The organism is Streptomyces sp. NPDC050732 (genome assembly GCF_040654255.1).
Lineage (GTDB): Bacteria > Actinomycetota > Actinomycetes > Streptomycetales > Streptomycetaceae > Streptomyces.
Genome location: NZ_JBFAHP010000047.1, coordinates 24760 through 37415, shown reverse-complemented (window position 1 = coordinate 37415; position 12656 = coordinate 24760). Strand labels below are relative to the sequence as shown.

Annotated in this window: 9 protein-coding genes; 1 reads left to right on the top strand and 8 read right to left on the bottom strand. The window is 71.6% G+C overall.

All coding sequences use genetic code 11. The features are described 5' to 3' along the window. Positions 1-14: 14 nt before the first annotated feature. Positions 15-1148 carry a PQQ-dependent sugar dehydrogenase gene (locus tag AB0H82_RS32520; protein WP_362999104.1) on the top strand — a complete coding sequence of 378 codons (1134 nt, stop codon included), beginning with the start codon at positions 15-17 and terminating at the stop codon, positions 1146-1148. A gap of 1 nt (position 1149) precedes the next feature. On the opposite strand, the gene AB0H82_RS32515 is transcribed toward AB0H82_RS32520, so the two are convergent. The 8 genes from AB0H82_RS32515 to gatB form a co-directional block, all read right to left on the bottom strand. Beyond that, positions 1150-1395: a DUF6191 domain-containing protein gene (locus AB0H82_RS32515; RefSeq protein ID WP_362999103.1), complete on the bottom strand. Its 246-nt coding sequence runs from the start codon at positions 1393-1395 to the stop codon at positions 1150-1152. Positions 1396-1475: 80 nt separating this feature from the next. Continuing rightward, the gene (locus tag AB0H82_RS32510; RefSeq protein ID WP_362999102.1) at positions 1476-4580 is read right to left on the bottom strand and encodes an AAA family ATPase; all 3105 of its coding nucleotides are present in this window, start codon (positions 4578-4580) and stop codon (positions 1476-1478) included. Positions 4581-4647: 67 nt separating this feature from the next. Beyond that, the gene (locus AB0H82_RS32505) at positions 4648-4848 is read right to left on the bottom strand and encodes a hypothetical protein (protein WP_362999101.1); all 201 of its coding nucleotides are present in this window, start codon (positions 4846-4848) and stop codon (positions 4648-4650) included. A gap of 206 nt (positions 4849-5054) precedes the next feature. Beyond that, positions 5055-5720, bottom strand: coding sequence for a hypothetical protein (locus tag AB0H82_RS32500; RefSeq protein ID WP_362999100.1), 666 nt, complete (start codon positions 5718-5720; stop codon positions 5055-5057). Positions 5721-5755: 35 nt separating this feature from the next. After that, on the bottom strand, positions 5756-6313 hold the full coding sequence (locus tag AB0H82_RS32495; protein WP_362999099.1) for a GNAT family protein: 558 nt from the start codon (positions 6311-6313) through the stop codon (positions 5756-5758). Beyond that, positions 6282-8561, bottom strand: a complete 2280-nt coding sequence (locus AB0H82_RS32490) for an MMPL family transporter (protein ID WP_362999098.1) — start codon at positions 8559-8561, stop codon at positions 6282-6284. The genes AB0H82_RS32495 and AB0H82_RS32490 overlap by 32 nt, the downstream gene beginning before the upstream one ends. A gap of 230 nt (positions 8562-8791) precedes the next feature. Then, positions 8792-10900 carry a phosphocholine-specific phospholipase C gene (locus AB0H82_RS32485; protein WP_362999097.1) on the bottom strand — a complete coding sequence of 703 codons (2109 nt, stop codon included), beginning with the start codon at positions 10898-10900 and terminating at the stop codon, positions 8792-8794. A gap of 232 nt (positions 10901-11132) precedes the next feature. Next, complete coding sequence (gene gatB / locus AB0H82_RS32480) at positions 11133-12647, bottom strand: Asp-tRNA(Asn)/Glu-tRNA(Gln) amidotransferase subunit GatB (protein ID WP_362999096.1); 1515 nt, start codon at positions 12645-12647, stop codon at positions 11133-11135. Positions 12648-12656 lie beyond the last annotated feature (9 nt).

Genomic DNA, 12656 nt, shown 5'->3' with positions numbered 1-12656 from the left:
CTGCTGTTACGGCCATGCTGACCGCTGCCTCCCTCCTGTTCGCGGTGGGGTGCTCGTCCGGCGACGACGAACCGGACCGACGTGAGAGCCCGCCGCAGCGGGACACGTCGAGCCGGACCCCCACCGGGAAGGCGGGCGCCGAGGCGCCACCTGAGAAGGGCTCCGCGAAGGTCGTCCGCACCGTCGCCACGGGCCTCAAGTCCCCCTGGGGCCTCGCGCCACTGCCCGGCGGTGACCTGCTGGTGTCCTCGCGCGACGAGGGGACGATCACCCGGGTCGACGGGAAGACGGGCAAGAAGACGGAGCTCGGCTCGGTGCCGGGCGTCTCCCCCGGTGGCGAGGGCGGCCTGATGGGCCTCGCCCTCTCTCCTTCGTACGCGTCGGACCACTTGGTGTACGCGTACTTCACGACGGAGTCCGACAACCGCATCGCCCGCATGCTGTACGACGAGAAGAAGCCCTCGGGCGAGCAGCTGGGCGCGCCCGACACCATTTTCAAGGGCATCCCTAAAGGCATGATCCACAACGGCGGCCGGATCGCCTTCGGCCCGGACAAGATGCTGTACGCGGGCGCGGGGGAAACGGGTGAGACGGACCTCGCGCAGGACAAGAAGTCGCTGGGCGGCAAGATCCTCCGCCTCACCCCGGAGGGCGAGCCGGCCCCCGGCAATCCCTTCGACGACTCGGCCGTCTATTCGTACGGGCACCGGAATGTGCAGGGCCTGGCCTGGGACGAGCAGAAGCGGCTGTGGGCCTCGGAGTTCGGCCAGGACACCTGGGACGAGCTGAACGACATCGAGGCCGGCGGGAATTACGGCTGGCCCGAGGTCGAGGGCAAGGAGGGCGAGGAGGGCTTCCGGGACCCGGTCGCCCAGTGGAAGACGTCGGAGGCCTCACCGAGCGGTGTCGCCTATGCCGAGGGCTCGGTGTGGATGGCGGGGCTGCGCGGCGAGCGGCTGTGGCGCGTCCCGGTGCGGGGCGTGGAGGGCGAGCCGGAGCCGCAGGCCTTCCTGGAGGGCGAACACGGCCGCCTGCGCACGGTGGTCGCGGCGGGCGGCGACAAGCTGTGGCTGGTCACGAACGAGACGGACTCGCGGGGCACCCCGGAGAAGGAGGACGACAAGATCCTGGAGGTGCGGGTGAAGTAGGTCAGCTGTCCGACGCGTCAGGCGAAGCTATCTCCTCGCCGCTCGGCTCCTCCTCGCCACCCGGCGTCTCGTCGGAGCGTGGCGCCGGGACAGGTGGGCGTACGACCACCTTGCCCGAGGTCAGGTCGATCGGTCCGCGCCCCGGGTCGCCGTCGGCGAGGTCGACGCGGGTCATCTCCAGGCGCTTCTGTTCGTCGTCGGTGTGCTTGCGCCCCGGCGCGAACAGAGCCTCGATCGCGTTGAACACTGCGCCTCCCAGGAGCCGAGATCCTGCCGTCAAGCGTAAGCGAGGCGCCCGGAAACCGGCTTGAGACGAAAAAGGGCAGGTCAGCGCCGGGCGGGCTCTTCGTCGGTGGTGGGGAAGAGCCGCAGCCGGTGGGCGAGCGCGGCGGCCTCGCCGCGGCCGGTGACGGACAGCTTGGCGAGGATGTTGGAGACGTGGACGCTCGCCGTCTTCGGGGAGATGAAGAGCTCCTCGGCGATCTGGCGGTTGCTGCGGCCCGCCGCGACCAGCCGCAGGACGTCCCGTTCCCTGCTGGTCAGGCCCAGCGCCTCGGCGGGGTGGGCCGGGGCGGCGGGGGCGCGGACGGCCTCGGTGGGGTGCAGGGAGAGGCGGGCGCGCCGGGCGAGTCCGGTGATCGAGTCGGAGAGCGGCCGGGCGCCGAGCCGGTCGGCCACCTCGCCGGCCTGGCGCAGCAGGTGGGCGGCGCGGTCGCGGTCGGTGGTGTCCGGGGCGAGGAGGGACTCGGCCAGGCGCAGGCGGGCCTGGGCGAGGTCGTAGGGGCGGTCGAGGGGTTCGAGGGCGGTGACGACGGTCGCCCAGTCGGCGGGGCGGTCGCGGCCTTCGGCGCGCAGGAGTTCGGTGCGGGTCCATTCGTCGTAGGCGAGGGAGAGCGGGGTGGGGGTGGCGAGGGACTTGGTGACGCCGCGGATGCGTTCGAGGGCGGCGGGGCGGCCGGGTTCGGCGGCGGGCAGGCCGCGGGCGTCCGCCTCCATCGTGGCGGCGGCGAGGAGCAGGGGCCAGCCGTATTTGTAGGTGCCGAGGGGGAGCCCGGTGGCGAGGCCGCGTTCGAGTTCGGCGCGGCCGTCGAGGATGCGGCCCTCGGCGGCGGCGAGGCCGAGGGCGATGCGGATGAGGACGAGGAGGTACTGGGGCTGCGGGTCGTGGGTGCCGAGGTGCTGGTGGGCGGTGTGCATGTGGCGGGCGGCCGCGGCGCACTCACCGCGGTAGAGCGCCATGCGCGCGGATCGTTCGGAGGCGGAGGCCCGGGGCTTCGAACTCTGCGCACATCGCTGGGTCTCCGCGACGGCGTGGGCCGCCTCGTCCCAGCGGCCGAGGGAGATGAGCGACTCGGCGACATTGGCCCAGACCCAGCCCTCGGAGTCCACCAGGCCGTACTTCCGGCAGAACTCGATGCCCTCCATCGCGACCTCGACGGCTTCGGCGGAGCGGCCGACGCCTTCGAGGGATGAGGGGAGGTTGATGTGGACCCGGCTGAGGTCGGTGACCAGGCCGTCCTGGACGACGCGGTCTCTGACCTCGTACATCTCGGCGAGGCCCGCCTCGGGGTCGCCGGCCTCGACCAGGAGGGCGCCGCGGGTGAGGCGGGCGTTGAGCTCGATGGTGTCGGCCTTGACCATGCGGGCGTACTCGACGGCGCGTTCGGCGGCGGCCAGGGTCTCGGGCCCCGGGTCGTGCAGCATGCCCCAGGAGGCGCGGTAGACGAGGACATCGGCGTGCACCTCGGAGGGCGGCAGGCCGCGCATCAGCTCCTCGGCCTTGGCGATCTCCGCCCAGCCGTCGCCGCGGCCGAGGGTGGAGACGAGGCGCGAGCGGGCCACCCAGAACCATGCGGAGCGGTGGGGATCGTTCTCGCCGTCGAGGAATCGCAGGGCGCGCTTGGTGATTTTGAGGGCGCGGTCGCGTTCGCCGGAGAGGCGGCCGGCGACCGTGGCCTCGGCCATCAGGTCCAGATAGCGCAGGGGGGCGGTGGTGGGGTCGCAGCCGCAGGCGGGGTAGCCCTCGACGTAGTCGGCGGGGCGGAGGTCTTCGCGGACGGTCTCGGGGGCGTCGTCCCACAGCTCCATCGCCCGTTCGAGCAGGCGGAGTTGTTCGGCGTAGGCGTACCGGCGGCGGGCCTCGACGGAGGCGACGAGGACGGCGGGCAGGGCCTTGGCCGCGTCGTGCGCGTGGTACCAGTAGGTGGCGAGGCGGGCGGCGCGCTGGTCGGCGGAGACGAGCGTGGGGTCGGCCTCCAGGGCCTGGGCGAAGCGGCGGTTGATGCGGGAGCGCTCGCCGGGGAGCAGGTCGTCGCTGACGGCCTCGCGGACCAGGGAGTGGCGGAAGCGGTAGCCGTCGCCGTCCGGCGAGGCGAGCAGGATGTTGGCGCCGACGGCGGCCCGCAGCGCCTCGATGAGGTCGTCCTCGTCGAGTCCCGCGACTTCGGCGAGCAGTGCGTACTCGACGGTGGAGCCGCCCTCGGCGACGATCCGCGCCACCCGCTGGGTGTCCTCGGGCAGCTCCTCGACGCGGACGAGGAGGAGGTCGCGCAGGGAGTCCGTGAGGCTCGCGCAGCTGCCGCCGTGGGAGGCGACGGCGAGTTCCTCGACGAAGAAGGCGTTGCCGTCGGAGCGGTCGAATATGTCGTCGACCAGGCCCTGTTCGGGTTCGGCGGAGAGTATTCCGGCCATCTGGCGGGCGACTTCGTCCTTGCTGAAGCGGCTCAGCTCGACGCGGCGCACCGTGCGCAGCCGGTCGAGTTCGGCGAGGAGGGGGCGTAGCGGGTGGCGGCGGTGGATGTCGTCGGCGCGGTAGGTGGCGAGGAGGACGAGGCGGCCGCCGCGCAGGGTGCGGAAGAGATAAGCGAGGAGGTGGCGGGTGGAGGCGTCGGCCCAGTGCAGGTCCTCCAGGGCGACGACGACGGTGCGGTCGCGGGAGAGGCGTTCCAGGAGGCGTGCGGTGAGTTCGAAGAGGCGTGCGGTTCCCTCGTCGGACCTGCCTCCGGGGGTGTGGCCGTGCGTGGCGTGGCCGTGCGCGGGCGTGGCCAGTTCGGGCAGCAGCCTGGCGAGCTCCTCCTCCTGGCCCTCGGCGGCTGCGGCCAGCTCGTCGGGGAGTTGGCGGCGCAGCGAGCGCAGCGCGGTGGAGAAGGGGGCGAACGGCAGGCCGTCGGCACCGATTTCCACACAGCCGCCGACGGCGACGACGGCGCCCTGCCTCTCGGCGGCCGCGGCGAACTCCTCGACGAGGCGGGTCTTGCCGACCCCCGCCTCACCGCCGAGCAGCAACGCCTGCGGCTCGCCCGGGCCGGGGCCCCCGGCTCCTTCGAGCGGGGTGCCCGCGGCGCGGGCGAGCGCTTCGTTCAGTACGCCGAGTTCGTCGGTCCTGCCGACGAACACCGGGCTCACGGACCTGGTCTCCACAGCCGCGAGCATCGCACAGAGAGTGGCCGGTGTGGCACCCGATGTCCGCGGAGCGGTCACCGGCACAGGCCCTGTCATCTCAGGCGGCCCGGGTGAAGCGCGCCTTGCCCCGCGTGAGGCGACTCCTCCAGAGCGTCGTACTCACCCGCCCCTCGGCTTCGTGGCGGGCCGAACGGCGGGCGGCGGCACGGATCTTGCGGGCCTCGCCGAGCAGGCGCCGGTGGTCGGCCTCGCGGCTCAGCTCGGCGGCGCGCATCTGGTGCATCTCGTACTCGAACATGTCGTGCCCCTCGGGTTGTCGGTGGTATCGCCGGTGTCGTTCTCTGCGATGTCTCCACTTTCGTCTCCCAGGGGGGTCGCCCACATCGGGCGGGTGCCGCATCTCGTGGGGGCGGGGGTCCTTAGGTACGACGAAGGGCGGGGCGGGGGCCTTAGCCCCTGCCCCGCCCCTGCCTTAGTACGCGGGTGGGTGAGCGGGTGGGTGGCTCAGGAAGGTGCGGACGGCAGCCCGAGCAGCAGGTCGGAGTACTTGGCGACGGCGAGGATCAGCCCGATCACGCCGAGCGCGACACCCGCCCACGCCACGGACTTGATCCACGGCGCCTGCTCCTTGCCGGGGGCGCCGAACGCGGGCCTCACCAGCACCAGGAAGCCGACGACCAGCGCGGCGGCCGCGAAGAAGCCTGCGATCAGCGCGGTGGCCTGCCAGGAGTCGCCGTACATGGCCTGGAGCTGGTCGGAGACGCTCGCGGACTGCTTGGTCTCCAGCTGCCCCATGATGTTGGAGCGCGCCCCGGCGATCGTGCCGAGCCAGCCTCCGGAGAGGCCGATCACGCCGAGCGCGGCGGACACGACGGCCGCGGCGCCCTGGCCGACACCGGTGGACCCGGCGGTCCTGGCGGTCACGTCGGCATCCGCTTCGGCGTCGGCTTCGGCGTCGGAGGTCTCATCGTGCTCGGCGTCGTCCGCCGTGTCGTTCTTGGTGGTCGCCTCCGCCTCGGGGGTGGCGCCCTCGGGCCCGGCGGCGTCGGCCGCGTCGGACTTCGTGACGTCGACCGTCCCCGGCTTCCCGGCCCCGGTCACTTCGTCGGCCTCGGCCTCGGTCCCGGCCGCACCCTTGGCACCGGCCGCGTCATCTGTCTTAGTACCCATGCCCCGCACCGTACGGACGGAGTCTGAGAGCTTGCTTAACGCGCGTCCCGCGCCGCCCGCCACTCCGGGGCGAGGACGGACCAGACCTCCATGTCGTGCCGCACGCCCTGCCAGGGGAAGCTCTCCCGCAGCACGCCGTCCCTGGTGAACCCGAGCCGCTCGGCGGCCGCCTTGCTGCGGTCGTTGAGCGAGGAGACCAGCCACTCCACGCGGTGCATCCCGCGCTGGTCCACGGCCCAGTCGATGAGCACCCGCGAGGCCTTGTTGACCAGGCCGCGCCCGGCGGCCGACGGTTCGAGCCACACCCCGATCTCACAGCTGTCGCAGCTGGTGTCGAAGATCCGGAAGAGCACACCGCCGACGAGGGTGCCGTCCAGCCAGATGCCGTAGAAGCGTCCGGTGTCGGAGGCCTGCTTGTCGGCGTACGTCTGGAGATGCTTCCGCGCGGTCTCCAGGTCCGTCACGGTCGCGGTGAAGGGCACCCACGGCCCCGCGTACTCCCGAGCCCGCTCGACATGGTCGAGGAACTCCTGTGCCTGCCACGGCTCCAGCGGCCGCAGCTCAGCGCCCTCGGCCAGCGATATCGCGAACATCCTGCTCCTTCAGCGCACTCACGTCGTCGGCGACGTCCCGGTTTCCGGGGATCCTCGCACGTGCGCCGCGCGGGTTCGAACGAGATTCGGGCGGCTCGATGCTGATGCGCGGCAGGAGGCGGTCGAGGCGGCCCGGCAGCCACCAGTTGGCGCCGCCGAGCATGTGCATCAGGGCGGGCACGAGCAGCGTGCGCAGCACGAAGGCGTCGAGGGCGACGGCCGCCGCGAGCGCGATGCCGAACATCGCGACGACCCGGTCGCCGCTGAGCACGAAGGCGAGGAAGACCGAAATCATGATCACGGCCGCGGAGTTGATCACGCGGCTGGTCTCGGCGAGGCCCACGCGCACGGCCCGCCGGTTGTCGCCGGTCTCCAGCCACTCCTCGTACATCCGGCTGACGAGGAAGACCTGGTAGTCCATGGAGAGCCCGAAGAGGACGGACACCATGATCACCGGCAGGAAGGGCTCGATCGGCCCGGCCCTGCCGAGCCCGAGCAGCTCGCTCCCCCAGCCCCACTGGAAGATCGCGACGACGACCCCGAAGGCGGAGGCGACGGCGGCGACGTTCATCGCGGCGGCCTTGAGGGGGATCCCGATGGACCGGAAGGCCAGCAGGAGCAGCACGCAGCCGAGCCCGATGACGACGCCCACGAAGAGCGGCAGCTTGCCGACGATGACCTCCGCGAAGTCGTCGTAGCTCGCGGTGACACCGCCGACGGACACCTCCAGGGAGCTCTCCGCCTCCGCCTCGGGCAGGACGTCGTCGCGCAGCCGGTCGACGAGTGCGCTGGTCTTCTGCGACTGCGGCGCGGAGTCGGGGACGACGGTGAGGAAGGCGGCGCGGCCGTTGTCCCCGTAGGTCGCCGGGGACACGGAGGCGACGCCTTCGGTCGACCTCAGCGTCGTGGCGAGGTCGTCGAGGGCCATCCGGTCGCCCGCTCCGTAGACCTCGCTCACGAGGGTCAGGGGGCCGTTCACGCCGGGGCCGAAACCGTCGGCGAGGAGGTCGTACGCCTGCCGGGTGGTGGCCTTCGCCGGGTTGTTGCCCTGGTCGGATGTGCCCAGGTGCAGGCCGAGGGCGGGCAGTGCGAGCACGGCCATGACGAGGACCGCGACGGCGCCGAGCAGCCGGGGGTGGCGCTCCACGAAGACGGCCCAGCGGGCGGCGAGCCCGGTCGGCAGCTCCGGTTCGGGGCCGTGTTCGGCCATGCGGCGGCGTTCGCGGCGGCTGAGGGCGCGCGGGCCGATCCAGGTGAGGAGCGCGGGCAGCAGGGTCACGGACGCGGCGACGGTGAGGACGACGGTCAGCGAGGCGGCGATCGCGACTCCGTTGAGGAAGCCGAGCCGCAGGATGAGCATGCCGAGCAGGGCGATGCAGACGGTGGCGCCCGCGAAGACCACGGCGCGTCCGGTGGTGGCGACCGCGCGCTCGGCGGCGACGGCCACGGGCAGGCCGCGTTTGAGGCCCTTGCGGTGCCGGGTGACGATGAAGAGGGCGTAGTCGATGCCGACGCCGAGCCCGATCAGGGTGCCGAGCATCGGCGCGAAGTCCGCGACGGTCATCACGTGGCCGAGCAGCACGATGCCCGCGTACGCGGTGCCGACGGACACCAGTGCGGTGGCTATGGGCAGGGCGGCCGCGGCGAGCGAGCCGAAGGCGACGAAGAGCACGACGGCGGCTACGGCCACCCCGACGACCTCGGCGACCTGGGCGCTCTTGGACTCGGTGAGGCCGATGGCGGTGCCGCCGAGCTCCACTTGCAGGCGGTCGGAGCCGGCGGCCTTCGCGGTGTCGACGACGGCCTGCGCGTCGGCCTTGTCCAGGTCGTCGGCCTGCTCGCGGAAGGTGACGGTGGCGTACGCCGTGCGGCCGTCCGCGCCGACCCGGCCCGCGCTCGCGCCCTCTCCGTGTCCCTTGCCCTCGTAAGGCCCGGTCACGGAGGCCACTGCGGGCAGTCCGGCGATCTTGTCGAGGGCGTCGGACATCGCCTGCTCGACGTCGGCGGCGCGCACGGAGGTGCCGGGTCCGGTGTGCCAGACGACGGTGTCGCTGTCGCCGCCGAGGCCGTGGAAGTTCTCGTTCAGGAGCTGGGTCGCCCGGCCGGACTCGGTGCCCGGCACCTCGTAGTCGTTCGAATACGCGGATCCCGCGACCGCGGCGGCCGAGGCGGCGCCGCCGAGGGCGAGGAGCCACAGCAGGACGACGACGAGTCGGTGCCTGACGCACCACCGGGCGAGTGCTGCCACGGACTGGCTCCCTGAATGGTTCGTGGATCTTCATCGGGAGCAACAGTCAAGCAATGGAACAGCCCGCAGCCCGCAAAGAACGCATGAGTGGCGACATGAGCGCCACAGTCACTTTGACAGCGCTTGGTGATCGTTGGTCCGTTTCGTGGCCTTACTCACAAGAGCACAAGGGGTGCGCGGAGGTACCAGGGGCACCGCCGCGCACCCGAGCGGGCCGGCGGTCAGGACGGTCAGCCCGAGACGCTCACGCGGCCGTTCTCGATGTGGCCCATGAGGCGGCGGCGGAAGGCGGTGTCGCGGTCGGTGGTCACCTCGACGTCGTACCAGCCGTGCTCGTCGGCGGTGTGCCAGGCGACGGTGCGGCTGCCGCGCGCCTTGACGCGGACGGTCCGTGTGCGGCGCCTGATGTCGTCCTCGTCCACATAGCCGAGGGGCTTGACCGTGAAGACCAGGTCGTGGCGGCCGCGGTTGGCCAGGGTGAGGTGTATCTCGCGGCGGGTGATCGCGGAGGCGAGCCGCGCGCCGCTGTCCTTGCCTCCCTTGGCCCCCGCGAACTCGCGGCGGAAGCCGTTCGGCCCGGTGACGGTGAAGTCGTACGCGTCCCCCGGCACGGGCACGGTCCATGAGCCCTTGCGCACGACGTCCTGATGGAGCGGGACCGGGAACTCACCGGCGTACGGGTAGAGCGCGAAGTGCGCACTGGAGCTGCCGCCGTTGCGCAGCCGCACCGTGAGCGTGCCGTCCTCGGCGGGCGTCACGTCGGCGTCGGGCTGGTAGGGCAGCGGGCGGGCGCGGCGGGTGCCGGGCTCCTGGACCGGCATGGACTGCTTCAGGGGCGGCTGCGGGGCCCAGCGGCCGCTGAACGGAGGGATGGCGCCGGGCTGGTCGATGTCGGGCCTGCGGTGGCCGCGCCGGAAGTCGAAGGCGCCGGTGAGGTCGCCGGTGACCTTGCGGCGCCAGGCGCTGATGTTGGGCTCCCGCACCCCGGTCCACTTCTCCAGGAAGCGCACGACGGAGGTGTGGTCGAAGACTTCGGAGCAGACGTATCCGCCGACGGTCCACGGCGAGATGACGAGCATCGGCACGCGCGCGCCGAGACCGGTCGGCTTCCCGTCCCAGCGCTCCTCCTTCTCCTCGGCGGAGTCGCCGCCGGGCACGGGCGGCGGGACGTGGTCGAAGAAGCCGTCGTTCTCGTCGTAGTTGATGAACACGGCGGTGCGGCGCCAGACGTCGGGGTGGGAGGCGAGGGCGTCGAGCACCTTGTAGACGATGGTCGCGCTGTGGAGGGGCGAGGAGACGCTGGGGTGCTCGGAGTCCACCGCGGAAGGCACCAGATAGGTGACTTTCGCGAGCTTGCCGCCCGCGACGTCCTTCGCGAACTCCTCGGCGAGCCTGCCGGTCGGCACGCGCCGCAGACCGCGCTCGAACAGCGACCGCTCGCTTCTGGTGAGGGTCGCGACGCCCTCCTCCAGCGTGGCGAGCAGCTTGGCGCGCTCTGTCTCGTCCTTCGCGTCGCGCACCTTGGCGTAGAAGGCCTCCATGAAGGTGAGGCCCGTCTTGGCCAGGGCCTTGCGGGCGATGGCCTTGAAGGTGGTGAAGAACTCGATCTGGTTGTCGGTGAAGTTCTCCCACTCGGTGTACGTCCGCCAGCTCACGCCCGCCTTCTCCAGGCGCTCGGCGTACGTCCCCCAGCCGTAGCCGGGGTGCGTTCCCTCGGCGTAGGCGTCGTTGCCGACGGCCCGCTTGCCGTTCGCCTCGTAGCCCGTCTTCCCGCTCCACAGGTGGTTGCGGTTGGGGCTGGTGGAGGTGTGGATGGAGGAGTGGTAGGCGTCGCAGACGGTGAAGGTGTCGGCGAGTTCGTAGTGCAGCGGGATGTCCTCGCGCGTGTAGTACGCCATCGTGGCCGCCGTCTTGGCGGTGATCCAGCCGTCCATCCAGCCGTCGTGCCAGGCCTTGGCGCCGCCGCTCCAGGAGTGGTCCAGGTCGCCGATGTACTGGAGGTCCTTCTTCTGTGTCTCGGCGGCCTCGCGGACGGGGAAGGGCAGGATCGTGCGCAGGGCGCCGGGCTGCTCGAACACCGACTTGCCGCTGGGCAGCCGGATGGCGTTGCGGTCGCCGAAGCCGCGGACGCCGCGCAGGGACCCGAAGTAGTGGTCGAAGGACCGGTTCTCCTGCATGAGGATCACCACGTGCTCGATCTTGTCGAGACCGCCGTCCCTCGGCGGCTCCTGCGCGAGCGCCTCCTGCAGCGAAGGCGGCAGGAAGGAGCCGACCGTGGCGGCGCCGAGCGCGCCGCCGCCGATCGCCATCAGGCGTCTGCGCGAAATCTCCGGAGTCACGTGCGACCTCCCAGTAGTCCTGGCCAACAGCCAATGGTTCTCTGCTGATCCATTGACCTGTTCGGCGGGGACGCTAGTGACGTCCGGTTTCCTTGTGAAGGCTGCGGGACGAAGTCGGCGTGAACGTCCCGGAATTCACCAGGACTTCCGGATACGAGTGACTTCCGGATACGAGTGAGGGGGCGGCGCCCCCGTCGGGTGCGCCGCCCCCTCACCGGGAGGAAGGGAGACCTCAGCCCTCGCTGACGCCCAGCTTCTCCAGGATGAGCTCCTTGACGCGGGCCGCGTCGGCCTGGCCACGGGTGGCCTTCATGACCGCGCCGACCAGCGCGCCGGCGGCCGCGACCTTGCCGCCGCGGATCTTGTCCGCGACACCGGGGTTGCCGGCGATGGCCTCGTCGACGGCGGCCGTCAGCGCGCCCTCGTCCGAGACGACCTTCAGACCGCGCTTCTCGACGACCTCGTCCGGGGTGCCCTCGCCCTTCAGGACACCCTCGATGACCTGGCGGGCCAGCTTGTCGTTCAGGTCACCGGAGGCGACGAGCTCGGTCACCCGGGCGACGTGCGCCGGGGTGATGGGGAGCTCCTCCAGGGCCACGCCCGACTCGTTGGCGTTGCGGGCCAGTTCGCCCATCCACCACTTGCGGGCCGACGCCGCGTCGGCGCCCGCCTCGATGGTGGCGACGATCGGCTCGACCGCGCCCGCGTTGAGGATCGACTGCATGTCGTGCTCGGTGATGCCCCACTCCTCGCGGAGGCGGTTGCGGCGCACGCGCGGCATCTCGGGCAGACCCGCCCGCAGCTTCTCGACCCACTCGCGGGACGGGGCGACGGGGACGAGGTCGGGCTCCGGGAAGTACCGGTAGTCCTCGGCGTTGTCCTTGATGCGGCCGGAGGTCGTGGAGCCGTCGTCCTCGTGGAAGTGACGGGTCTCCTGCACGATGGTGCCGCCGGAGCTCAGGACCGCCGCGTGGCGCTGGATCTCGAAGCGCGCCGCGCGCTCCACGGACCGCAGCGAGTTGACGTTCTTCGTCTCGCTGCGGGTGCCGAACTCCTGCTGCCCCTTGGGGCGCAGCGAGAGGTTCACGTCGCAGCGCATCTGGCCCTTGTCCATGCGGGCCTCGGAGACGCCGAGCGCCTTGATGAGCTCGCGCAGCTCGGCGACGTACGCCTTGGCGACCTCGGGGGCACGCTCGCCCGCGCCCTCGATCGGCTTGGTGACGATCTCGATGAGCGGGATGCCGGCGCGGTTGTAGTCCAGGAGGGAGTGCGAGGCGCCGTGGATACGGCCCGTCGCGCCACCGACGTGCGTGGACTTGCCGGTGTCCTCCTCCATGTGGGCGCGCTCGATCTCCACGCGGAAGATCTCGCCGTCCTCCAGCTGGACGTCCAGATAGCCGTTGAAGGCGATCGGCTCGTCGTACTGCGAGGTCTGGAAGTTCTTCGGCATGTCCGGATAGAAGTAGTTCTTCCGGGCGAAGCGGCACCACTCGGCGATCTCGCAGTTCAGCGCGAGACCGATCTTGATGGCGGACTCGACACCGATCTCGTTGACGACCGGCAGCGCGCCGGGCAGGCCGAGGCAGGTGGGGCAGGTCTGGCTGTTCGCGTCCTGCTTGAGCGCGGTCGAGCAGCCGCAGAACATCTTGGTCTTGGTGCCGAGCTCGACATGGACCTCAAGGCCCATGACGGGGTCGTACGTCGCGAGGGCTTCCTCGTACGACACCAGGTCAGAAGTGACAGTCACGGTGAAACT

What these genes read in the sequence shown, in the direction of transcription:
- AB0H82_RS32520 (WP_362999104.1), top strand. Translation starts at nt 15, where the DNA reads ATGCTGACCGCTGCCTCCCTCCTGTTCGCGGTGGGGTGCTCGTCCGGC.
- AB0H82_RS32510 (WP_362999102.1), bottom strand. Translation starts at nt 4,580, where the DNA reads ATGCTCGCGGCTGTGGAGACCAGGTCCGTGAGCCCGGTGTTCGTCGGC.
- AB0H82_RS32505 (WP_362999101.1), bottom strand. Translation starts at nt 4,848, where the DNA reads ATGTTCGAGTACGAGATGCACCAGATGCGCGCCGCCGAGCTGAGCCGC.
- AB0H82_RS32500 (WP_362999100.1), bottom strand. Translation starts at nt 5,720, where the DNA reads ATGGGTACTAAGACAGATGACGCGGCCGGTGCCAAGGGTGCGGCCGGG.
- AB0H82_RS32495 (WP_362999099.1), bottom strand. Translation starts at nt 6,313, where the DNA reads ATGTTCGCGATATCGCTGGCCGAGGGCGCTGAGCTGCGGCCGCTGGAG.